The organism is Brevibacillus thermoruber 423, assembly GCF_000454065.1.
Lineage (GTDB): Bacteria > Bacillota > Bacilli > Brevibacillales > Brevibacillaceae > Brevibacillus > Brevibacillus thermoruber.
In genome coordinates this window covers 173,949-194,921 of sequence record NZ_KE695652.1, presented here as the reverse complement: position 1 = coordinate 194,921, position 20,973 = coordinate 173,949, and the positions used below count along the sequence as shown (strand labels likewise).

At 58.4% G+C, this 20,973-nt stretch carries 23 protein-coding genes, 1 pseudogene and 1 riboswitch; of the genes and pseudogenes, 6 read left to right on the top strand and 18 right to left on the bottom strand.

Annotated features, from left to right (window positions below; translation table 11 throughout):
• Positions 1–14: 14 nt before the first annotated feature.
• From M516_RS0115480 to M516_RS0115470, 3 genes are all read right to left on the bottom strand, one after another.
• A complete protein-coding gene (locus tag M516_RS0115480; protein ID WP_029099915.1) occupies positions 15–1,217 on the bottom strand; it encodes a trans-sulfuration enzyme family protein in 1,203 nt (400 codons plus the stop codon).
• The gene (locus M516_RS0115475) at positions 1,214–2,380 is read right to left on the bottom strand and encodes an aminotransferase class I/II-fold pyridoxal phosphate-dependent enzyme (protein WP_029099914.1); all 1,167 of its coding nucleotides are present in this window, start codon (positions 2,378–2,380) and stop codon (positions 1,214–1,216) included. Before M516_RS0115475 ends, M516_RS0115480 begins: the two co-directional genes overlap by 4 nt.
• A 96-nt stretch (positions 2,381–2,476) precedes the next feature.
• Positions 2,477–2,592, bottom strand: a riboswitch (SAM riboswitch).
• An 89-nt stretch (positions 2,593–2,681) separates the two neighbouring features.
• Entirely contained in the window at positions 2,682–3,140 is a 459-nt protein-coding gene (locus M516_RS0115470) for a pyridoxamine 5'-phosphate oxidase family protein (protein WP_029099913.1), read from the bottom strand.
• A 150-nt stretch (positions 3,141–3,290) separates the two neighbouring features.
• On the opposite strand from M516_RS0115470, the gene M516_RS0115465 reads away from it, so the two are divergent.
• Positions 3,291–3,623 (top strand): DUF5665 domain-containing protein, encoded by a 333-nt coding sequence (locus tag M516_RS0115465; RefSeq protein WP_029099912.1) that lies wholly within the window; start codon positions 3,291–3,293, stop codon positions 3,621–3,623.
• Between the two features lie 3 nt (positions 3,624–3,626).
• Here the strand turns inward: M516_RS0115465 and M516_RS0115460 are convergent, their stop codons facing one another.
• From M516_RS0115460 to M516_RS23630, 4 genes are all read right to left on the bottom strand, one after another.
• Positions 3,627–5,003, bottom strand: coding sequence for a hypothetical protein (locus M516_RS0115460; protein WP_029099911.1), 1,377 nt, complete (start codon positions 5,001–5,003; stop codon positions 3,627–3,629).
• A 208-nt stretch (positions 5,004–5,211) separates the two neighbouring features.
• Positions 5,212–5,484 (bottom strand): hypothetical protein, encoded by a 273-nt coding sequence (locus M516_RS0115455; protein WP_029099910.1) that lies wholly within the window; start codon positions 5,482–5,484, stop codon positions 5,212–5,214.
• 10 nt (positions 5,485–5,494) lie between these two features.
• Positions 5,495–5,821 carry a YlaH-like family protein gene (locus M516_RS0115450; RefSeq protein WP_029099909.1) on the bottom strand — a complete coding sequence of 109 codons (327 nt, stop codon included), beginning with the start codon at positions 5,819–5,821 and terminating at the stop codon, positions 5,495–5,497.
• A 3-nt stretch (positions 5,822–5,824) separates the two neighbouring features.
• Positions 5,825–6,685: a deoxyribonuclease IV gene (locus M516_RS23630; RefSeq protein WP_051188240.1), complete on the bottom strand. Its 861-nt coding sequence runs from the start codon at positions 6,683–6,685 to the stop codon at positions 5,825–5,827.
• 167 nt (positions 6,686–6,852) lie between these two features.
• Here M516_RS23630 and M516_RS0115440 point away from each other — a divergent pair, with 167 nt between their 5' ends.
• Together M516_RS0115440 and M516_RS0115435 are read left to right on the top strand one after the other, a co-directional pair.
• The gene (locus M516_RS0115440) at positions 6,853–7,083 is read left to right on the top strand and encodes a hypothetical protein (protein WP_029099908.1); all 231 of its coding nucleotides are present in this window, start codon (positions 6,853–6,855) and stop codon (positions 7,081–7,083) included.
• A 78-nt stretch (positions 7,084–7,161) separates the two neighbouring features.
• Positions 7,162–7,641 carry a glutathione peroxidase gene (locus tag M516_RS0115435; protein ID WP_029099907.1) on the top strand — a complete coding sequence of 160 codons (480 nt, stop codon included), beginning with the start codon at positions 7,162–7,164 and terminating at the stop codon, positions 7,639–7,641.
• 92 nt (positions 7,642–7,733) lie between these two features.
• On the opposite strand, the gene typA is transcribed toward M516_RS0115435, so the two are convergent.
• Positions 7,734–9,575, bottom strand: a complete 1,842-nt coding sequence (gene typA / locus M516_RS0115430; protein WP_029099906.1) for a translational GTPase TypA — start codon at positions 9,573–9,575, stop codon at positions 7,734–7,736.
• 134 nt (positions 9,576–9,709) lie between these two features.
• Between typA and M516_RS23625 the strand changes: the two genes are divergently transcribed.
• A complete protein-coding gene (locus M516_RS23625; protein ID WP_051188239.1) occupies positions 9,710–10,294 on the top strand; it encodes a YhcN/YlaJ family sporulation lipoprotein in 585 nt (194 codons plus the stop codon).
• A 115-nt stretch (positions 10,295–10,409) separates the two neighbouring features.
• Here the strand turns inward: M516_RS23625 and speD are convergent, their stop codons facing one another.
• From speD to M516_RS25675, 6 genes and pseudogenes are all read right to left on the bottom strand, one after another.
• Positions 10,410–10,814, bottom strand: coding sequence for an adenosylmethionine decarboxylase (gene speD / locus M516_RS0115420; RefSeq protein ID WP_029099905.1), 405 nt, complete (start codon positions 10,812–10,814; stop codon positions 10,410–10,412).
• A 237-nt stretch (positions 10,815–11,051) separates the two neighbouring features.
• Positions 11,052–11,648, bottom strand: coding sequence for a hypothetical protein (locus M516_RS0115415; RefSeq protein ID WP_029099904.1), 597 nt, complete (start codon positions 11,646–11,648; stop codon positions 11,052–11,054).
• Positions 11,649–11,972: 324 nt separating this feature from the next.
• Positions 11,973–12,497 (bottom strand): DUF4446 family protein, encoded by a 525-nt coding sequence (locus tag M516_RS0115410; protein ID WP_029099903.1) that lies wholly within the window; start codon positions 12,495–12,497, stop codon positions 11,973–11,975.
• A gap of 77 nt (positions 12,498–12,574) precedes the next feature.
• Complete coding sequence (locus M516_RS0115405) at positions 12,575–13,228, bottom strand: endonuclease III domain-containing protein (RefSeq protein WP_029099902.1); 654 nt, start codon at positions 13,226–13,228, stop codon at positions 12,575–12,577.
• Positions 13,229–13,431: 203 nt separating this feature from the next.
• A pseudogene (locus M516_RS0115400) lies at positions 13,432–13,713 on the bottom strand (hypothetical protein); the annotation flags it as partial.
• Positions 13,714–13,758: 45 nt separating this feature from the next.
• Entirely contained in the window at positions 13,759–13,899 is a 141-nt protein-coding gene (locus M516_RS25675) for a hypothetical protein (protein WP_156110345.1), read from the bottom strand.
• Positions 13,900–14,118: 219 nt separating this feature from the next.
• Here M516_RS25675 and M516_RS0115395 point away from each other — a divergent pair, with 219 nt between their 5' ends.
• Positions 14,119–14,769 carry a YktB family protein gene (locus M516_RS0115395; RefSeq protein WP_029099900.1) on the top strand — a complete coding sequence of 217 codons (651 nt, stop codon included), beginning with the start codon at positions 14,119–14,121 and terminating at the stop codon, positions 14,767–14,769.
• 118 nt (positions 14,770–14,887) lie between these two features.
• Here M516_RS0115395 and M516_RS0115390 read toward each other — a convergent pair whose 3' ends face one another.
• On the bottom strand, positions 14,888–15,925 hold the full coding sequence (locus M516_RS0115390) for an NAD(P)H-dependent flavin oxidoreductase (protein WP_081656564.1): 1,038 nt from the start codon (positions 15,923–15,925) through the stop codon (positions 14,888–14,890).
• Positions 15,926–16,036: 111 nt separating this feature from the next.
• Between M516_RS0115390 and M516_RS0115385 the strand changes: the two genes are divergently transcribed.
• On the top strand, positions 16,037–17,509 hold the full coding sequence (locus M516_RS0115385) for an aminotransferase class I/II-fold pyridoxal phosphate-dependent enzyme (protein WP_029099898.1): 1,473 nt from the start codon (positions 16,037–16,039) through the stop codon (positions 17,507–17,509).
• Positions 17,510–17,667: 158 nt separating this feature from the next.
• Here M516_RS0115385 and M516_RS0115380 read toward each other — a convergent pair whose 3' ends face one another.
• The 3 genes from M516_RS0115380 to M516_RS0115370 all read right to left on the bottom strand — a co-directional run bounded on the left by M516_RS0115380 (position 17,668) and on the right by M516_RS0115370 (position 20,973).
• Positions 17,668–19,776, bottom strand: a complete 2,109-nt coding sequence (locus M516_RS0115380; protein ID WP_029099897.1) for a TolB family protein — start codon at positions 19,774–19,776, stop codon at positions 17,668–17,670.
• A gap of 116 nt (positions 19,777–19,892) precedes the next feature.
• Positions 19,893–20,018 (bottom strand): GapA-binding peptide SR1P, encoded by a 126-nt coding sequence (locus tag M516_RS24860; RefSeq protein WP_081656563.1) that lies wholly within the window; start codon positions 20,016–20,018, stop codon positions 19,893–19,895.
• Between the two features lie 142 nt (positions 20,019–20,160).
• Positions 20,161–20,973 carry an alpha/beta hydrolase gene (locus tag M516_RS0115370; RefSeq protein ID WP_029099896.1) on the bottom strand — a complete coding sequence of 271 codons (813 nt, stop codon included), beginning with the start codon at positions 20,971–20,973 and terminating at the stop codon, positions 20,161–20,163.

The window sequence follows — 20,973 nt, the reverse complement described above, 5'->3', positions numbered from 1 at the left end:
GGCATTTTCCGGGCTTACGCCCAGGAAAATGCCTGTTTGTCGTCTGCCGCGTCACGGTCTGCCACCTGCTCTACGGGTCCGAGCGCGTCCAACGCCTGCGCCAGGTCCTGAAGCAGGTCGCCGGCGTCCTCCAGCCCTGCGGAGAGGCGGATCAGTCCGTCCGTAATTCCCCGCCGTGCCCGCTCCGCAGGCGGCATGGCGGCATGGGACATCATCGCCGGATAGGAAAGAATCGTCTCTACCGCGCCCAGACTGACGGCGACGATCGGCAGCCTGACGCGGTCAAACAGCGCTTTGGCCCGCTCGCGGCTGCCCACGTCAAAGGAGAGGACGGCCCCGTGTCCGCTCGCCTGCCGGTTTTGCAGGTCATGTCCGTCGTGTTCCGGCAATCCGGTGTAGTAGACGCGGCTGACCGCCGGGTGTGTGGAAAGCCAACGGGCCAGCTTTTCCGCCGTCTGCGTGCTGACGTCCAGGCGGGCTTTCAAGGACTTCAACCCGCGCAGCACCAGCCAGGAATCCTGCACGCCGAGGATCGCTCCCATGCCGTTTTGGATCATGTAGAGCTGCTCGCCCAACGCCGCCTCCCTGGTCACGGCCAACCCCGCCACGACGTCGCTGTGGCCGCCGATGAACTTGGTCGCGCTGTGGATCACCACGTCCGCGCCCAACTCCAGCGGCCGCTGATAGTACGGCGTCATGAACGTATTGTCCACGATCACGAGCAGTCCCCGCTGTTTCGCCAGCGCGCAGACAGCGGCGATGTCCGTCACTTTCAGCGTCGGGTTGGACGGGGTTTCCAGGTAGATGCCCTTGGTCTCGGGACGGATGGCCGCTTCCACCTGCTCCAGCGAGGTGGTATCGACAAAGCTGACGGTGATCCCCATGCGGGAAAGAACCTTGGTCAAGAAGCGGTAGGTGCCGCCGTACACGTCCTCCGCCACCACGACGTGATCCCCGGCGGAGAACAGCATGAACACGCTGGAGATGGCCGCCATACCGGAAGCAAAGGCGAATCCGCGCTCTCCTCCCTCCAGAACGGCGATCGCCTCTTCCAGGGCATGCCGGGTGGGATTGCCCGAACGAGCGTAATCGTAGACTCCGGGCCGGTCCAGATCGGCCTGATGAAAGGTGGACGCCTGATAAATGGGCACCGAGGCCGCCCCTGTCACCGGGTCAATACAACTGGTGCCGTGCAGCAGTTTGGTGGCAAAGTTCATCGTACGCTCCCTCCCGCCACTGCGAGACTGGCATCCAGTGCCTGACACACATCGGCGATCAGGTCGTCGGGATGTTCGATCCCGACCGACAGCCGCAGCAGCCGGTCGCACACGCCCACGTACTCGCGGATCTCCTGCGGGATGTCGGCATGGGTCTGCGTCGCCGGATAGGTGCACAGCGACTCCACGCCGCCCAGGCTTTCCGCAAACGAGACGATCCGCAGCCGCTCCAGAAACGGCGCCACCTGATCAGCCGAGCGGAGGCGGAACGAGACCATCCCGCTGAACCCGCTGGCCTGCCTGCGCTGCACCTCGTAACCGGGGTGCTCCGCCAAGCCGGGATAAAAGACGTCCGTCACGGCAGGGTGTTCCCGCAGTTTCTGCGCAATCGCATAGGCGTTTGCCTGATGGCGTTCCATCCGCAGGGCCAGGGTCTTCATCCCCCGCAGCAGCAGCCAACAGTCCTGGGGACCCAGCACCGCTCCGATGGAATTGTGCAAAAACCGGATCTTTTCGGACAACTCCTCGCCCTTTGTGACGATCAGTCCGGCGAGGACGTCGTTGTGTCCGCCGAGGTATTTGGTCGCGCTGTGCAGCACCAGGTCGGCCCCCAACCCCAGCGGCCGCTGACAGTAGGGCGTCATGAACGTGTTGTCCACAATGGTCAACAGCCCGTTCCGCTTGGCCACCTCCGCCACCGCCGCGATGTCGGTGATCTGCATCAGGGGATTGGTCGGCGTTTCCACAAAGACAGCCCGCGTCTCTGGGCGAATCGCTTCTTCCAAGTTCTTCACGTCGCGCAGGTCGACGTAGCTGAAGCGAAGCCCGTAGCGTGAGAGCACCTGCTCGAACAACCGGTACGTCCCGCCGTACAGATCGAGCGATACGACCAGGTGATCTCCCTGGGAGAACAGCCCCATGACCGTGTGAACCGCCGCCATGCCCGAAGCGCAGGCAAACCCGGCGTCTCCCCCTTCCGCTTCGGCAATCGCCTGCTCCAGCACCGTCCGGGTCGGGTTGGCCGTGCGCGTGTAATCGTATCCCGTGCTCTGACCGAGGGCGGGATGGCGATACGCGGTGGCGTAGTAGACGGGAAAGCTGACCGCTCCGGTCCGTTCGTCTTTGGCGACGCCCGCCTGTACCAATTTTGTCTCCAGATGCATGTGGATCTCTCCCTCCAACGAATTGGCCGAGGGCAATGAAAAAAGCCCTCTTTTCTCTGAAAAGAAGGCTTTGTTTACGCTCACGTAAGCAAATCCTTCTCATCTTTCAGAGCGTTTACACTCTGCAGGAATTAGCACCAGTATCCCCCTGTACACAGGTGATTGGTTGCCGGGCATCATCGGGCCAGTCCCTCCGCCTCTCTGGATAAGAAGTTTGCTATGCAATTTGCTTTTGGTTGACCTTATACTACCGGAATCGGAAGTACCTGTCAACCCGTTTTTCCATCTCGTTGGTACCCGATCACTGTGCGTTCCTTAATGCGGTCATCACCTGGTTGTCCAGCTTGGCCGCCGCATTTTTGTCGTACGTCTTTTCATATTGGGGCTCGACCGAGATGCGGGAGCCGTAGAACATCACGTCGCGAACCGCCTCGATGGCCACTTCCACCATGGCCAGCTTCAGCGGAACATTCTCCATCCGCTCCGTTTTGATCGTCGCCCTGCCGTTGATGGCATAGGAGGAACCAGCCCCGATCAAATGCAGCACCACCTGCGGTTCCTTGGCAATGTTGGCCAAAATGCGGGAGCGGTTGTCTACCGCGAAACGGATCAACTGCGGCGTCGGCGCAAACGTCCAGGAAAGGGAACTGAGCGACGGAGCGCCGGTCTCGTGGTCGATGGTCCCGAGGGTGAGAAAACGCTCCTGCTGCAAAAGCGCGAACAGTTCCTCCGAAAGCGTTTGGGAAACGGTTTCAGCCATTCCGATGCCTCCTTGAAAAGGGAATGTACGTCTATTGTACCCACCCGCCTGGCGATAGGCAAACCTTTCCGTTCGGCGCCTTGATTCTCCACTAGTTTTTTCCTACACTGATACGTAATGGGAACGATCGCGAGACAGGAGGAGAGCCGCATGCCCCCATCCCCCACCGACCGCTTGCTGGCCAAGATCGACGAACTGCTGGCAGAGCTTCAGGAAGTGCGCAAACTGAACGAACGGATGGACAAAATCGCCCTCTTTCTGGAGGATATCCGCCTGGCCGACGTGATTCAAAATTATACAGCCCCGAGCAAGCTGCTGTGGATCAACTTCCTCGCAGGTCTTGCCCGGGGCCTGGGATTGACGATCGGTACAGCCATTGTCCTGGCGTTGCTCGGCTCCTTCCTCAGCCAGTTCCTGTCCGTCCCGATCATCGGCGATTACATCCGCCAATTGATCGATTACGTGCAAGCCTATCGGCCGTAAGCCTTACTCGTCATCGTCCTCGTCGCGGTCGTCGCCGTCTTTATGGTTGTTCTTGCCGCCATGGTTGTCCTCGTCGTCATGGCCGTGCTTTTTCCAATAGCCGTAGGCGTTTCCTTTCGGATGCTTATCCTTGTCCTTGCCTTTCCCCTTGCCTTCCTCGTCGTCATCGCCGTTGACCGGCGTTTTGTGCGGAATGTCGGCTTGGGCCACGAGCTTGCCGTCCAGGTACAGCTCGAGGTGTACCGCTTTCGCGTTGTAGGAGCGGTTTTTGTAGCTCAGTTTCACCTCAAACTCGTCGTCATCCACCTTTACCTCGTGCTTTTTGCCGTCCGGCGCCACGACGTACAGCTTCACCTTGCCCTTGCCGCCCTCATCGTCGAGGCCGTCAATGCTTCCTTTCACGCGAATCTGTTTCTCTTTTGCATTAATCGAAGCGGTTCCCTCGATGCGGTAGCTGTGCGGCTTGTCGCTGTCAGCGGCGTTGATTACCTTCAGCTCCACCGATTCGGAATCGATTTTCTTTCCGGCCTTGTAGGCTTCGACCAGCGCCTTGCCTTTGCCGGCCTGTACGCCCTTCAGGGTGACGGAGTAAGAGCCGATGCCTTTCCACAGCTTTTTCACGTCCGCCTCTTTGGTTTTGCCGTCGTACTTCACGACCACCTTGTCCGCTTCCTGGCTGATGATGCCGTTTACTTTCAGTTCCTGTTTGTTCCCATCCAACAGCGCCAAGGCGTGAATCAGCACGTCGGTCTCCACGGCGGTTCCCGTGTTTACCTGCAGCTTGCGGGTTTCCACCAGCTTGTCGCCCACGTACGCCTTGACCGTCGCGTACTGCGGCGTGGCGCTTACGATAGCGGAAAAGCTGACGGTGAACGTATCCTCCGCGGTGGGAACGACTTCGATCGTGCCGCCGTTCGGCTTGTCGACGACCACTTTGGTCACATTGTCGGACACTTTCCCTTTGATGTACGTGGTTTGGTTGTGGGTCTCGGGCTTCACGCTGACGAAGCCTTGATTATTGACGTCAAAGCGGACTTCCAGGTAAATGTCGGCGTAGTGTTCGCGGTAGACGCGCTCCCACTCTTCCGGATGCTCCTCGATGTACGTCTGCATTTTGGCGTCCAGACCGATCTCTTTTACGACCAGATACAGGTGGTCGGCCTGCGTTTTCAATAGCATGTTCAAGGTCGCCGGATCGTTTGCCGCCAGCTCTTTCAGATTGTATCGGGTGACTTGTTTGCTTTCATCGTTCATGACAACTTTGGTGCCGCTTGTTTCGGTTCCGAGGGTGCTCGCGTCGGCCAGGAGCGGTGTCACTCCCCCGATGAGCGCCGCGGCAGTCACAACTGCCAATACGGGCTTGGTTCCCATTTTCTTCATGATGCCTTCTCCTTTCTACGTATTGCCTGCCCTGGACACCCTAACAGACGGGGGGTTCCTTGCAAAGGTTGCAAAAACGGCCAAAAACGGGGACGCTTTCGCCATATTGGGACGAAAGACACAAAAACCCCGCCTCTGTCGAAGAGACGGGGATAATGGTCACGCGGCCCCGCCCGTTCATCCGGCTCGGCGGAGCCCCGTGCATATTCTACTCGTTATACCTGGGTTCGTTTTCGATCGCAGCCAGCAGCGATTCCGCTTCTTCTGCGGGATAGCGGCGTTCCCACACTTCGTGGGCGAAGACGCAGCGGACCACGTACCAGTCCCCTTCGCGGCGATACTCCCATTCCTGCGCCTGGTGGTCGTCCCTCAGGATGTCCGCAAAAAACGCGGCCGTATCCAGAGCGGATCGGTCGTCCGGCCGCGCGTCGGCGACGATTTGAATCTGCAGCCAGTTGTAGAGCGCGTCCTCCCGCTTCACGGCTGCTCCCTCACTTACTCTCGCGTTCCCCCGGCTTGATCCGCACCTTGACGATCACCAGAATGGCGATGGCGACCAGGAGTGCGCTTTTCACCGGGAGCTGCACGTCCAGAATGGCGAAAATCAGCGCGCCCATAAAGAGCAGCACATACAGCAGGAGCGTTTTCAGAATGGGCATGCGCCAGCGGGTGGCAAACCCGAGATAGTAAACGATGATCAACTGGACAAAGATGATCCAGGTGCGGTTGTGGTCCGCCCACAAGCGAAAGCTGTCGTACGCCGACAACTGGTCCGGTGCGGCAGGCGCATAGGTGGAAGCAAGCTCAAGCCACTCCATGCGTCACCCCTCCTGCCCCGCAGCGGCCAGGCCCTCGCGGCGCAGTTCGTGCAGGTACACCATCTCGTCTGCGTACTCCCGCTCGTCTTCCACGGGGGTTTCCAGAACAACAGGCAGGTGCTGGAGCTTGTCGCTCACCAGGAATTTGGCCAGCGCTTCGCTGCCAATCTCCCCTTTGCCGATTTTTTCGTGGCGGTCCTTCCGGCTGGCGAAAGGCGCCTTGCTGTCGTTGAAGTGGATCGCCACCAGGTGCTCCAGATAGCCTGTCCGCTCCATCTCTTCCAGCAGTTCGTCAAACGTCTCCCCTCTCCACTGCCCGGCGGCAAAGGCGTGGCAGGTGTCGAAGCAGAACCCGATTTTCTCGGGGAAACGGGTGGCGGCGCGAATCTCCATCAGATCCCGGATCGTCAGTCCCAGTTCGGAGCCTTGGCCTGCCGTGTTTTCCAGCAGGAGCTTGACCGGGCCGTCGTACTGCTCGAGAATCAGGTCCAACGTCTCCACCATCCGTTTTGTCCCGTATTCCTCCCCCTCGCCGACGTGCTTGCCGCAGTGCACCACGGCGCCGACCGACCCGTAGGCTTCGGCAATATGCAAATCTTCCAAAATCGAACGAATCGTCACTTCCTGCAGGTCCGGCTTGGGCGTGGACAGGTTGGTGATGTACGGGGTGTGGCAGACCAGGGTGAGATCGTGCTTTTGCAGCAGGTCCACCCCTTTGGTCGCGTCCTGGTGGTCAATTTTTTTCGGGCGCAGACCGCGCGGGTTTTTCGTAAACACCTGCAGCGATTCCGCCCCCAGCTCAATGGCGCGCAGGACCGCTTGTTCCAGTCCCCTGCCGACGCTGATATGGCATCCGATTTTCAATCTGGTTTCACTCCCACGATAAAATCTGTCCATTTAACTTTATCAGTTGGCCCGTGCCCTGTCAAAACGGATAAACCCCCGCCCGCAGCGGCAAATCGTATCATAAAGCCCGATCTGTTCGCTTACCTATTAAGTAGTGACCATTTAGCAGAGCGGGAGGGAAACGGGTGAAGCATACGCAAGCGATGGCCAGCGTGCAATTCCTGCAGGAACGGTTCGCCTACAGCACCATGTACGACTCGGTGCGAAAGAGCGGTCTGGGCGAAGTGCGAACGATTGTCGTGCAAAATCAGGACGGCGTGGTCCGCGTCCTGCAAAGCACCGTGCGAAACGGAACGGAATCGCTGCAGCAGATTATCCTCGCCGAGGAAGAACTGACGATTCTGAAACAACTGTAGCGAAATGGTTGGAAACCTTTTTCTGCCAATGGTATAGTGGACACAGGAACAAGACGAGCCAATCGAGGTGGGATTCCCATGAGCATCTACGATTTTTCGGTGACGACCATCACGGGCGAGGAGAAAACGCTCGCCGAATACAAAGGCAAGGTCATGCTGATTGTCAACACCGCCAGCCAATGCGGGCTGACTCCGCAGTACAAAGGGCTGCAGGCATTGTACGAGCGCTACCGCGACCGCGGTCTGGTCGTGCTGGCCTTTCCCTGCAACCAGTTTGCCGGCCAGGAACCGGGCACAGCCGAAGAGATTGCCGCCTTCTGCGATCGGACGTACGGCGTCACCTTCCCCGTTTTCGCCAAAATTGACGTCAACGGCCCCCACGCCCATCCGCTCTACCAGTACCTGAAGGCAAACGCCCCCAACGGAGACGGCCAGGACATCGAGTGGAACTTCGCCAAGTTCCTCGTCGACCGTGCCGGAAACGTCGTCAAACGCTTCGATCCGCGCGTGCAGCCGGAGGAACTGGCGGATGAGGTCGAACGGTATCTGAACGATTGATTCAAACAATCGGCCTGGGCAAACCGCATGATGAAAAAAAACGAAAAGCCGTACTTGCCTTTTTCGGGCAGTACGGCTTTTTTCCATTGTCATTACGCCTGCGTCTGCGCTTCCCAGCGTTTTTGCTTTTCGTAGCGCTCCCGCTCCGACTTGGTCAGGTACTTCTTGCGCAGGCGGACAGACTGCGGCGTCACTTCGCACAGTTCGTCGTCGTTCAGATACTCCAGCGCTTCTTCCAGGGTGAGCAGACGGGGGGTTTTCATCTTCACCGTCTCTTCCTTCGTCGCCGAGCGGACGTTGGTGGCGTGCTTTTCCTTGCAGACGTTGACGGTCAGGTCGTTGTCCCGGTTGTGCTCGCCGACGATCATGCCCTCGTACACCTCTGTCCCCGGCTGGATAAACATCACGCCGCGGTCTTCGACGGACATCAGGCCGTAGGTGGTGGCCGTTCCCGTCTCGTTGGAGATCAGCACGCCGGCGCGGCGGCCGCCCACGCTGCCCGGTACATACGGACGATAGCTGTCAAACGAATGGTTCATGATGCCGTATCCGCGGGTAATGGTCAAAAACTCGGTGCGGTAGCCGATCAGCCCGCGGGACGGGATGATGAACTCCATCCGCACCTGGCCGAAGCCGTTGTTGATCATGTTGACCATCTCCGCCTTGCGCTGGCCCAGCGTCTCCATGACGGCACCGGTGTACTCCTCCGGCACATCGATAATCAGACGCTCCGCCGGTTCCATTTTTTGGCCGTCGATTTCCCGCACGATCACTTCCGGTTTGGAGACGGCAAGCTCAAACCCTTCCCGGCGCATGTTTTCCACCAGGATGGAGAGATGGAGTTCGCCCCGGCCGGAAACGATAAACGCATCGGGCGAATCGGTCTCCTCCACGCGCAGCGACACGTCCGTCTCCAGCTCCGCCATCAGCCGGTCGCGCAGCTTGCGGGAGGTGACGTGTTTGCCTTCCCGTCCGGCAAACGGACTGTTGTTGACGAGGAAGGTCATCTGCAGGGTCGGCTCGTCAATTTTCAGCAGCGGCAGCGGATCGGGATGGTCGACGTGGCAGACGGTCTCGCCGACGTTGATGTCCTCCAGTCCGGCGATCGCCACGATGTCCCCCGCTCTGGCCGTCTTTTGCTCCACGCGCTGCAAACCGGAAAAGCCGAACAGCTTCTGCACGCGCATCCGCTTGACGGAGCCGTCTCGCTTGACGACGGCTACCATGTCGTTGACGTTGATCGTCCCGCGGTAAATCCGGCCGATGCCGATGCGGCCCAGGAAGTCGTTGTAATCCAGCATCGTGACCTGCATCTGCAGCGGAGACGCTTCATCCGCTTCCGGCGCCGGAATGTGCTCGATGATCGTCTCAAACAGCGGACGCAGATCGCCTTCCAGTTGATCCGGCTCCATGCCCGCAATTCCCTGCAGGCCGGATGCGTATACAATCGGAAACTCCAATTGCTCTTCCGTCGCGTCCAGGTCGATGAACAGATCGTACACTTCGTTGATCACTTCCTGCGGACGGGCGTTTTCCCGGTCCACCTTGTTCACGACGACGATCGGCGTCACCTTCGCTTCCAGCGCTTTCTTCAGCACGAAGCGGGTCTGCGGCATACAGCCTTCAAAGGCGTCGACGATGAGCAGCACGCCGTCCACCATGCTCATGATCCGCTCCACCTCGCCGCCGAAGTCGGCGTGGCCCGGCGTGTCCAGGATGTTGATGGTATACTCCTTGTATTTGACGGACGTCGTTTTCGCCAGAATGGTGATGCCGCGCTCCCGCTCCAGATCGTTGGAGTCCATCATCCGCTCCTCCACCTGCTGGTTGCTGCGGAACGTCCCCGATTGGATCAGCAATTTGTCAACCAGCGTCGTTTTCCCGTGGTCGACGTGGGCAATAATCGCAATGTTGCGTATGTCAAGACGCTTCATGTGTACCTCCTCTGGTATGCATACCTTTCATAATATCAGGTCGTGAAACACGGCACAACGGGCAGTTTTACGTCCAATCCCTACCTGAGTATCGGCATGTTTCCCGGACATACTAAGCGCAGGAGGTGGCTACCATGAACAAATGGATGTGCGCTGTCGCCGGACTGGTTGTTGCAGCCTCCGTGTCCGGGTGTGCCAACTACGGCGCGGCTCCCCCGACCAAACCGCGGACGCAGGGAACGCCTAATACGGCGCCGGCACCCGTTCCGAACACGCAGCGATACGATGTTAACCATTACCGCAACGGCTTCACCGCGCAAGGGTTTAACCACCAATTGGCGGAGCGGATCGCGAAGGCCGCGGACAGCGTTCCCGGCGTAGAAGCGGCCACCGCCGCCATATACGGGACAGATGCTGTCGTCGGCATTCGCACGCGGGCCAACGTGGCCCATGTGCAGCAGCGAAAGGTGATTGAACGGCAGGTTCACGCCGCCGTGCGGAAGGAAGCGCCGAACCTGAACATTCGCGTCACCTCTGACAGCGGCATGTTCACCCGCATCCGCACCATTAACAACACCGTGCGTGATGGCCTGCGCGGCGCGGCCAACACGCTTACGACCGGACCAAACACCGTGGCCGGCAACCTGACCAACGCCGCCAACGACTTTGGCATGCTGATCCGCGATTTGGGCCGGACGGTGACGGCACCTTTCCGCTGAGTCTTTGTTCCGTCTCCCGGGGATGGCTGTGGAGAAGCCCCTCCGCCCATCCGGGGCAGTGCTGACGTAAAAGAGGTGCGGATGATTCCGCACCTCTTGGCTTTCCTTGCGATTGTTACTTGCTTGCTACTTCGAACGGCTTGATTTCCGGTTCGGCCACTTGCAGCTCGCCGGTGCCGCGCACCAGTTTCTTCGCGTACACTTTTTCCGGCTTCAGCACGGAAATCAGATAGTCGATCGCCACTTGCGGATCGACGGTTTCGCCGCAGGTGTAGCAGTCCAGCGCGGCAAATCCGCGCTCGGGATAGGTGTGAATGGACAGGTGGCTTTCCGAGAGGAGAACCAGAACGGTAGCCCCTTGAGGAGAAAACTGCTTGGCTTGCACACCCAACACGGTGGCGCCACACGCTTCAGCAGCTTCGATCATTTCTTTCTTCAAAAATTCGGCGTCGTTCAACAAATCAAACTGAACTCCCCATGTGTCAACGGCAACGTGTCTTCCGAAAGTCGAGTATTCCATCTTTCGGTTTCCCCCTTCCTAGCAAGTGTAATGTTAAACATCGCTAGGACCTGCGTCATTCACTAACGGGGGCGGTTTCCCTCATGTCATCCACCCTTTAAAGTGAATCCTGGTTCCTAATCCTGTTTCCAACGAAAACAAACATACCATGCTTCTGCCCAAATGACAATACTTTTTTTTGGAGAAAAACCAGGAAAACAAAAAATGGGTGCGTATGCGCCCATTTTTTGCTTGTTCTTACGCTTCCAATTGAAACAATCGTCGTGACAACGCGGCTAGTCGAAGGTCAATCGCACTGACCTTTTCCGGGGCCGTTCTCTTTGCCCAATTACGCAAATCCAGCCATCGATCCGTCTCTTGGCGAATCGATTCGATCTCCTGTTCGCTGCCCATCTGCCGGAACAGAGACTCCAATTCCCGCGCAACGTTTGCATTGGTGTTTTCGAAGATCGACACCTCTTCGTCGCCGGAAACTTCCTGAATGCTCACGACGGAGCCTTCGTCGTAATGGTAGACGACCGTGAATCCGTCGTAGATTCGGTGCACGATTCCGTGGCCTCGAAACGTTTTCATGGCTTTTCGCATGGCGTTGGCCAACTGCAAGTCTCGGATGAGGTAGGAACTTTCACACGAATAACGGTTGCCAGTCCGGTGGAAGGTCAGTTGGATCTCCCCGTTCTGATCCGTCAGCAAAACGTCACGATCGCCGTTGTCGCATACTTTGACATCGACTGAAATGTGTTCATTGGCGAAGAGCGCGACAAATCGGTTCAGCTCTTCTTCGTTCATCGTGAAATAGGCCTTGGCGTAATTGGTTGCTAAACGCTGTGCCATACTATCTCCTCAATTCTTTTGAATTCCTGGCTCGTTCAGACGATAACGACTGCCAATTGAGGAGATACGCTACGTGTCAACAAAGGAACGTTGTAGAACCTGGCCTTGCCCCGTGAATCGAAAATCGATTTGGGTAATGAAGGCGGATCACCTACTTTTTGTAATTAAACCGTCCTTGACACTTTTATTATACACGATGCGCAGGCAAAAGTCTTGATCCAAAAGCGGATGAATTTTCGCAAAAAGACCAAATATCCGCAGGAAATGGCGAGGAGGGAACAAGAACTCCCTGATTCTGCGCAATGCTTGCCAATCCTGTAGGATTTACCGGCTTTTTTCGTCCAGTCGGCCAGCGCTGTTGTTCATCGCCTTGCGAATGGCCGTTCGTTCTTCCTCGGAGAGATGATAAGGGGATTCGCCGCGCTCCACTGGTTTGGCATACATGCGCGATTCATCCCGTCCGTAAATGCTGGTGACGACCACGCCGTTCTGCGCGTCGTCCACGATGGCAAGCGAAAAGCTCAGGTCGCTGCCGAGATCGCCGAACGCGTTGTAGCGGACGAGCGCCACGTTGGCGCACTGGCCGGCGACGCGCTGCGACAGGCGGTTCAGTGTAAACTGCTGGTCATCCTGCCGCTTTTTCACCTCGTCCACTTCGTCCATCAGCCGGTATATACCCTCTTCCAGGTTGGCGCCGCCCGTCCCCGCCAGCAGCCGGTTGAGCGATTTGCGCAGCCGTTTGATCCGCACGGACTGCATGATGCAGAGCACGAGCAGGAGGACGTTGAACGCGAGCACGGCCAACAGCATGAGCGGTGTGCCGGCCGTCAATGATAGGAGTGGTTCCATGTGACGTTTTCTTCCTTTCTGGTGGTGCGTAAATTGCCAAAATCCTCTACTATTGTACCTCCGTCCGGTCAGGCAATTCAAATGGAATCATGAAAATATCGGCAATCGTCAGCAAACGGACAGGCCGAACAGCGGGGAAAACGCTTCAGGCAAAACGCCTTGCCGTGCTCCACGATCAGGCCGTGCAGCCGGCGCAGGTCTTCCGCCTCCGTCAGCTCCGCCAGAATGGCCCGCCGCACCTGTTCGTAGGAGAGCGCTTCGCCGGTCAGCCGCTGCCACAATCGACGGGAATAGGCGTCCCCGGATATTGTCGGCCGATTCAGCGCGTAGGCCAGGATCGTGTCCGCCGTCTCCTGCCCGATCCCTTTCAAGAGCAGAAGCTGCCGGCGCAGCTCGTCCGTGCCGTCTGCCGAACGGCGAAGCCTGTCCACTCCGCCCTGCTCCAGCACCCACCCGGCCAGTCCCAGAAGTGCGGCGCTTTTCGCCCGCTGAAACCCGGCCGGACGAATCACCTCCGCCAGGCGTTCGGCCGTCTCGCCAGCCATTGCCGCCGGCTCCAGCAATCCTGCCTCTCTCAGCCTGTCAAGCGCTTTTTCCGCATTGGTCCAGGTCGTATTCTGCACCAGCACGCTCCCCGCCATGCGGGCGAACGGATCGGTCACCCCCCACCACTCATCCACTGCAAACGACGGGAATGTCCGCTCCAACGTGTCGTATATGCGCTTCCACATGCGCTCGTCCCTCCCGCAGACGCTTTTCCCTTTCATTGTAGCAGGACAGGGCGAGCGGATGTGACGAAACGCTTCTATAAATGAAGCCCGTCTTTCATTCCGGGACCAAAAAAAGCGACACCCTCCATGACGAGATGTCGCTTTTTTCATTCCCTATGAACATGAACGAGACTCATCTTCCTGTGCGTTCCTCCAGTCGTTTGTTACGCTTCCAGCAGCAGCATCTCCCGGCGGAGCTGCTTCAAGCGTTCGGTTGATCTGCGAATCTGCACCTTGTCTTTCTCCTGCAGCGCATCGTACAGCGTGGCCAGTTCGTAGTCCAGTTCCAGGCGCAGGACGGGTATGCGTTCTTCGGCGTCGCGTCGTTTCAGAGCGGCAATCACCTGATCCATGGTTACATTGCAAGCCTTTTCGTAGATCATTGTTTTCTCAGCTCCTTTTGTTTCCACTGTTCTGACGGCCTCTTCCCGCCGAATGCGCTTCACCGGCGAGGTGCCGGTACGTTCATTCGGACATGCCGTCGGGGGTGTTCACGCGGAAAAGAAACTGCCCGAAGGACTCCCTTCACGAGACGCTGCTCCCGCTTCCGAGAGCGTGCCGCATCGCGTGCCGGTGGTCCGGCCAAACCAACCTGCCAGCTCCCCAAACTCCAGTTCCTTGTCGTGGTTCATCCACCCCCATTCACAGAATACTCAGACAACGCTGCTGCATACGGGAGCGAGTGGTATATCATATTATTCTGCGGCTTGGTTTGCTATTCATTTCCCGGCGTGTATTTTTTTCCGGTGTGTTATGTTATCATATGGGGGATTACAAGCTCCCTTGACGGGGACGCCTGCCCGTTTCTCGCGGGCAGCGTGCGAGACCGTCCGAATCGAGGTGTCTGTTGCGTGACGACGTTTGCAGGATTTCACCAGGAAGACTTTGACGTATTCGCCATTGACGGCCTGGATAACCGGATGGAGGCGATCAAAACCGTCATCCGCCCGAAACTGGAAGCGCTCGGCCGGCATTTCGCCCCGACGCTCTCCCTGGCGTGCGGCAGCGAAATGTTTTACCATGTGGCCAAACACGCCCGCCGGACCGTCAATCCGCCAAACGATACGTGGGTGGCCTGGGCTCACGACAAGCGCGGGTATAAAAAGCACCCGCATTTTCAGGTGGGACTGTGGGGCACGCACCTGTTTGTCTGGTACGCCGTCATCTACGAATCGCCCGTGAAAGAAGAGATCAGCCAGTCGATGAAGCGGCATCTGCACGAGATCCTTCAGATCGTCCCCGACGATTTCCGCTGGTCCCCCGACCACACCCAGCCGGACAGCACCCCGCAGGCCGAACTGGGACGCGAGGGCGTCCTCAAGCTGGTGGACAGGCTTGCGACCGTGAAAAAAGCGGAAATTCTCTGCGGCATCACCATCGACCGGCACGATCCGGTGCTGGCCGACGGCGGCAAGCTGCTGCAGCGTTTGGACGAAACGTTCACCGTGCTGACCAGGCTGTACAACCTGTGCAGGCCCGGTTCGCTGGCCGCCTCCCGATAAGGGTAGTGAAGATATATGCAAAAGAACAGGTCCGCTTTCTATCGCAAAAAGCGAGTGCCTGTTCTTTTTTTTCGTTTCTCGCATACCGGACGAGAGCCGGGAACACTAGCGGTACCGGCTATTCCCGCTCGGCGCTGGCGCGCAGCGCGGCCAGTCTTACCTCCACTTCCCGGAACATCCGCTGAAAGAGTTCCTGCACAGTCGGCACATCGTGGATCAAGCCGATCACCTGCCCGGCCCAGCCAAAGCCTTCCTCCGCGTCCCCCTCGTAGATGAAGGTACGGTTGCGCTCGCCGCTGATGTAGGGCTTCAAGCGTTCGTAGTCAGCGCCTTCCTGCTCCAACTGCAGGATCCGGTCGGCGCCAGGGGTCCGCACGACGCGGGCGGGCGTGCCAAGCGTGCGCTTGATGACGGCCGTATCGTGCTCCGTGCCATTCAGCAGCGCTTCCTTGTAGGCCGGATGGGCGTGCACGCATTCCTGCGTGGCGATGAACCGGGTGCCCATCTCCACGCCGTCCGCCCCCAAGGCCAGCGCCGCGAGAAGACCGCGGCCGTCGCCGATGCCGCCGCTGGCCAGGACGGGAATGTTCACCGAGTCCACGACGCGGGGAATGAGCACAAACGTCCCGATGTCGTCCCGCCCCAAGTGGCCGCCACCCTCCTGGCCCACAGCCATGACCGCATCGGCGCCGATCGCTTCCGCCTTTTGCGCCTGCCGCACGGACGCGACGAGCACCAGCTTTTTCACGTCATGGCCGTCGGTTCGCCGAATCAGCGGTTCCGGGTTGCCGCCTGTAACCGATATGACCTGGACGCCCTCCTCCAGCGCGACGTCCAGCATGTGTTCGTACGGACGGCCGTGCTGGCCGATGGCAAAATTGACGCCGAACGGCTTGTCTGTCAACGCTCTTACCTTGCGAATCTGTTCGCGCAGGGCCTCCGGTGACGGCAGGGACATCGCCGTGATCTGCCCCAGGCCGCCGGCATTGGAGACAGCCGCGGCCAGCTCGGCGTAGGCCAGGTACGCCAATCCCCCCTGGACGACGGGATAGCGGATGCGGAGCAGTTCAGTCACTCTTGTTTTCATCGTTATCACCTCGCTCCCCACACAACTTCTCGGTGCAGGGACGAATCTCCTGCCTGTAACCGCATTCATGAATAAAAATCCGCTTGCTTTCCCGTTTCTTTTTGCTATACTCAACTTTGTTTGTTTTGTTGAATTCATCTTTTGCGCACTTTCATCTTTCTGGAAAAGCGAGGCGATCGTATGAGTCAAATGAAAACTCCTCTGTTCAGCGGGTTGGTGGAGCACGCCCGAAAGAATCCCATCCAGTTTCACATTCCGGGTCACAAGAAGGGCATGGGCATGCACCCGGCATTCCGCGAGTTTATCGGGGAGAATGCGCTCTCGATTGACCTCATCAACATCGCTCCTCTGGACGATCTCCATCATCCCAAGGCGATGATCAAAGAGGCTCAGGAATTGGCCGCCGAAGCGTTCGGCGCTGATCATACATTCTTTTCCGTTCAAGGGACAAGCGGTGCGATCATGGCGATGATCATGGCCACCTGCAAACCCGGTGACAAGATCATCGTGCCGCGCAACGTGCATAAATCGGTCATGGCAGCGATTGTTTTTGCGGGAGCCGTCCCGGTGTTCATTCACCCCGCCATGGACGAACGCCTGGGGATTTCCCACGGCATTACGGTCAAGGCCGTGCAAAAAGCGCTGCAGACCCATCCGGACGCGGCCGCTCTGCTGGTGATCAATCCCACCTATTTCGGCATCGCCGGCGATCTGCGGGAAATCGTGCGCACCGCCCACAAATACGGAATTCCCGTGCTGGTGGACGAGGCGCACGGCGTGCACATCCATTTTCATGAAGACCTGCCCATTTCCGCGATGCAGGCGGGGGCGGACATGGCGGCCACCAGCGTGCACAAGCTGGGCGGGTCGCTCACCCAGACCTCGATTCTGAACGTGCGGGAAGGACTGGTGGACGTCGACCGGGTGAAGACGGTGATGAGCATGCTGACCACCACCTCCACGTCGTACATTTTGCTGGCGTCGCTGGACATGGCCCGGCAGCATCTGGCCCTGAACGGACGGGCGATGATGGACGAGGCGATTCGGCTCGCCGACAAGGCGCGGAAGATGATCAACGAGATTCCCCGCATCTACTGCGTCGGCCGGGAAATTCTCGGCAAACCGGCGACGTTTGCGATGGACCCGACGAAGCTCCTGATCCACGTGCGGGATCTCGGCATCACCGGCTGGGAAGTGGAAAACTGGCTGCGGGACAAGTACAACATCGAAGTGGAATTGAGCGACCTGTACAACGTGCTCTGCCTCGTCACCCCCGGCGACACGGAAGAGTCGATTCAGACGCTCGTCAACGCGCTGCGCGAGCTGGCGGTGGAATTTGCCCACGTGCAGGCGGAGGAAAAGCCGGCGATTGTCCTGCCGAAGATTCCCGTGCTGTCCATGACGCCGCGCGACGCGTTTTACGCGGAGACGGAGGCGATCCCGCTGGCGGAAGCGGAGGGACGCGTCATCACCGAATTCATCATGGTCTACCCGCCGGGCATTCCGATTTTTCTCCCCGGTGAAGTGATTACGGCCGACAACATCGCCTACATTCAGGAAAACATTCGCGCCGGCCTCCCGGTACAGGGGCCGGAAGACGAGACGCTCCGGACCGTCAAGGTGGTCAAACAGCAGGCCGCCATCTCCGGCTGACGACAGCGACAGCCGCTGCCTCATCGCGAGGGCAGCGGCTTTTTTGCTGCCCGCTGTCCGTTTCCCGCCGGCACGCACCGATTCCGTACCGGCGCCGCGCAAAAAGGCAGGCCGGGAGGGAACCACGCCCTCGCAGCCTGCCTGTTTCGTTTGGGGGATTAGTTGTACACGCGGATGACGATGTCGTCCAGATCGGATTGATACAACAGGTCTAAAAACCGATCCGAGTCATTCAAAGCATCCACGAAATTGAGCGACACTTCGTTCTTCGTGCCGGCAAAGAAGACAAAATACACGTCTTCAAAGTCGTTGTCGCCAATAATATCGAGGAGCGAGTCGTCCTCCAGCACCTTGGCGAAATTGTACTCCCGGTAATCGCCCGGCTGTTCACCGCCGTTGTCGTCGTCATCGTCGTCCCGCGGATCGGTGACCGCGATCGTGTACACGGCCGGATTGCCGTCGCGGGTATCGATCCACACCACGCGGTTGCCGCTCAGGCGAACTTCATCCATTTCCGCATCATCGGACCAGTAGTACTTGCTGAACGATTCGTCTTCGATGTCGTACAATTCGTAGGTGAACTGCTCTTTGTTACGCGAACCGCGATTTTCCTTGAACAGGACCAGGTCGCGGGACGCTTGCGGTTCGATCTGATCCCCGTCCGTCCAGCGCAGGAGCACATCGGTCCGGTCCCGGTCAATGTCGTAATAGTACAAATCGTACGTTTTGGTTTTGGATGAATACTCGCTCCACACCACAACGTTGTCGCCAAGGCTGGCCCCTGTTATGTCAGCATCGGCGCGCACTTCCGTCTCGTCCTCTTCGTCCATGTCGTACAGGTAAATGGTGTCTTTTCCGGAGCGTTCCGTCACCCACATGACGAAGTTGTCGTAGATGTCAACCGCCTTGGGATCGCGTACCCTCGCGATATCCTCGGTTTTTTCCGTGGACAAATCGGTCACGTACAGATCCCGATCATCGTCGATCCACGCCAGCTTGCTGCCGTCCAGTTCGTACAGCGTGTCGGAAGGAACGGCCTTGGTGCTCGTCACCCTCTTCTGGGTACCGCGGCGGATGTCGTACGCGATCAACGCTTCGTCCTCTCCATCATACCAGACGACATAACGGTTGCTGACCAGAGGACGGCGCGGCTCCGAACCGGATTTGCTGATGACGGAACTGGTCTGCGTATGCAGATCGTGCAGGATCACATTGGACGTTTTCTTGATTTCACTGATGTAGACCACATAGCGGTCATCGCCGTCCGGCTGGCTCGGATCTCCGGACAAGCCGCCGATTGGCACCAATTCTTCATTGTCCAAGTCGTACAGATAGAGATGCACGTTCTTGTCGCCGTCTTGTTTCGCAAAGATCACGTAATCGCCGTAAATGCGCGGAGGTAGTTTGTCGTAGACCTCTTCGTCCAACTCCTCCGCATCGTCGTAGTCAATGTCGCCGATCAGCAGCGCACCGTCTTCCACAAACACGTATGTATCTTCGTACAGATGCGGGTATGCCTGCTTGTTGGAGTCTTCCGTCAGGCGCTTGTTTCTGTCGCGACCGATCACGTAGACGTAAAGGTCGTCGTACCTCTCGTCCTGGTAAACGATCTGGTCATCATAGATCGAAGGATTCGTCTGATGGCCGAGCGCGGTTACCGCCGCGCGTTCCCGCCCGCTCTTGATGTCGTAATAGTAAATGTCGACGTTGCCGTTCCGGCGGTCTTCCCACGCGACATAAGAGGTGCTTACCGTCGGTTTGCCGGCCTCGCCGCTGGTGGAGACACGGACTTCTTCCCCGGTATTGATATTGTAGAGGTAGATGTCGGATTTGCCGCCATGCTTACCGCTCCAGGCCACGTAGTTTCCGGATAGTTCAAGTTCCGCGGCTTCTGTCGTGCCGTCCGTAAGGCGCCTTTCCTTTTTCGTTCCGATGTCGTACAGGTAGACGTCCGAACCGCCGTGACGGGAATCGATCCAGGCCACGTATTTGCCGTCCACTCGCAGGTTGGTTTTGGCGGATTGCTTGTCCCCGATTTGGCTTTCTTTATGCTCATCGAGATCATACAGGGTGATGACTTTTTCCCCCTCTGCGATCCAGACGGCGTAATCCTTGGAAATGTCAAAACCGGCTTTGGAAATGACCGGATTGCTGGAGTCGATGCGGACTTCTTCACCGACGTAGTACGCAAATGCCGGAGTCCCGCTCCACAGGGTCGTGGCCAGCAGCGCTGCAGCCAACAAACCTCGGATGGGGGTTCTCTTCATGTAACGATTCCTCCTTTTGTGACGATTCTCATTCTTCATCAATTATCCGTCATATGGCAAAGGATGTCAAAAAAAATCAGGCGCTTTTGACAAGCGCCTGACGGACTATTTGCAGGTTACTCCTGTTCCTGTTTTTCACTGGGGCGGCAGTCGCAGCTGCAGACCCCGTAAAGCGTTTTCACTTGGTTGCTTTCAAAATGCTCGATGATCGTCCCACAGCTCTGACAAACAATCGTACCCATGTTCGCAATCCCTCCGCGTTCGTACTGCCAAAGCGCAGATCAGCCAAAAGTGACATCAAAATGTGATGGTACCTTTATATTAATATGACATACTAATGGGAGTCAATACGAAAAACACACACAAAATCACCCAATTAGTATGTCATATTAACGAACGCCCACCGTGTCCTTTCAGCCACTCCACCATCTGCCGCAGCACGTCCTCCCGCTCGGGTTCGTTCAGCACTTCGTGACGCAGTCCGGGAAAACGGACAAAGGTGACCTCCGCCGGCAAGCCGGCCGCAAACCGTTCCACTCCGTCCGGATCGACCAGTTGGTCATCCCCCGCCTGCAGCACCAGGACGGAAAGGTCAAGCTGCTCCCGCTCTTCCCAGGCGGCCCGCATGGCCCGGTGCAGCTCTTGGAACCAGCGGACACTCACTTTCGGGTAGTTGTACGGATCGCTCACGTATTCCGCCTGTACCTGCGGATCGCGGGAGACCATGTCCGCCGTGATCCCGTTTGCCATCACCAGCCTCGGCATGGCGCGGTCCAGCCATTGGGCCAGCCTGGCTTTCCACGCCGGCACGTCCACCTTCAACTGCAGGCAGGGAGAACTGAGCATCAACCCGGCCAGCCGGCGCCGCTTCTCATACCGCTGGACGAACCGCACCGCCACCAGGCCGCCCAGGCTGTGCCCCAGGAGGAAGACCGGCCGCTCGTCTCCTGCTGCCTGCAGCGCCCGCTCCGTCCAGGTTTCCACGGCGTCCAGATACTGCCCGAACGAATCGATGTGCCCCTTTTTTCCCGGCGAGCGTCCCCACCCGGGCAGATCTCCGCTGAACACATCCACGCCGTGCGCATTCAAAAAGGCGGCCACATGCCTGTAGCGGCCGTGATGCTCGCCGGTCCCGTGCACCAGCACGACCGTCGCGGACGGATCGGCGACCGTCCATGCATGGAAATAGCAGTCCAT

Coding starts and splice junctions, on each gene's coding strand:
- M516_RS0115480 (WP_029099915.1), bottom strand. CDS start 1,217: ATGAACTTTGCCACCAAACTGCTGCACGGCACCAGTTGTATTGACCCG.
- M516_RS0115475 (WP_029099914.1), bottom strand. CDS start 2,380: ATGCATCTGGAGACAAAATTGGTACAGGCGGGCGTCGCCAAAGACGAA.
- M516_RS0115470 (WP_029099913.1), bottom strand. CDS start 3,140: ATGGCTGAAACCGTTTCCCAAACGCTTTCGGAGGAACTGTTCGCGCTT.
- M516_RS0115465 (WP_029099912.1), top strand. CDS start 3,291: ATGCCCCCATCCCCCACCGACCGCTTGCTGGCCAAGATCGACGAACTG.
- M516_RS0115460 (WP_029099911.1), bottom strand. CDS start 5,003: ATGAAGAAAATGGGAACCAAGCCCGTATTGGCAGTTGTGACTGCCGCG.
- M516_RS0115450 (WP_029099909.1), bottom strand. CDS start 5,821: ATGGAGTGGCTTGAGCTTGCTTCCACCTATGCGCCTGCCGCACCGGAC.
- M516_RS0115435 (WP_029099907.1), top strand. CDS start 7,162: ATGAGCATCTACGATTTTTCGGTGACGACCATCACGGGCGAGGAGAAA.
- typA (WP_029099906.1), bottom strand. CDS start 9,575: ATGAAGCGTCTTGACATACGCAACATTGCGATTATTGCCCACGTCGAC.
- M516_RS23625 (WP_051188239.1), top strand. CDS start 9,710: ATGAACAAATGGATGTGCGCTGTCGCCGGACTGGTTGTTGCAGCCTCC.
- speD (WP_029099905.1), bottom strand. CDS start 10,814: ATGGAATACTCGACTTTCGGAAGACACGTTGCCGTTGACACATGGGGA.
- M516_RS0115415 (WP_029099904.1), bottom strand. CDS start 11,648: ATGGCACAGCGTTTAGCAACCAATTACGCCAAGGCCTATTTCACGATG.
- M516_RS0115410 (WP_029099903.1), bottom strand. CDS start 12,497: ATGGAACCACTCCTATCATTGACGGCCGGCACACCGCTCATGCTGTTG.
- M516_RS0115405 (WP_029099902.1), bottom strand. CDS start 13,228: ATGTGGAAGCGCATATACGACACGTTGGAGCGGACATTCCCGTCGTTT.
- M516_RS25675 (WP_156110345.1), bottom strand. CDS start 13,899: ATGAACCACGACAAGGAACTGGAGTTTGGGGAGCTGGCAGGTTGGTTT.
- M516_RS0115390 (WP_081656564.1), bottom strand. CDS start 15,925: ATGAATGCGGTTACAGGCAGGAGATTCGTCCCTGCACCGAGAAGTTGT.
- M516_RS0115385 (WP_029099898.1), top strand. CDS start 16,037: ATGAGTCAAATGAAAACTCCTCTGTTCAGCGGGTTGGTGGAGCACGCC.
- M516_RS0115380 (WP_029099897.1), bottom strand. CDS start 19,776: ATGAAGAGAACCCCCATCCGAGGTTTGTTGGCTGCAGCGCTGCTGGCC.
- M516_RS24860 (WP_081656563.1), bottom strand. CDS start 20,018: ATGGGTACGATTGTTTGTCAGAGCTGTGGGACGATCATCGAGCATTTT.
- M516_RS0115370 (WP_029099896.1), bottom strand. CDS start 20,973: ATGGACTGCTATTTCCATGCATGGACGGTCGCCGATCCGTCCGCGACG.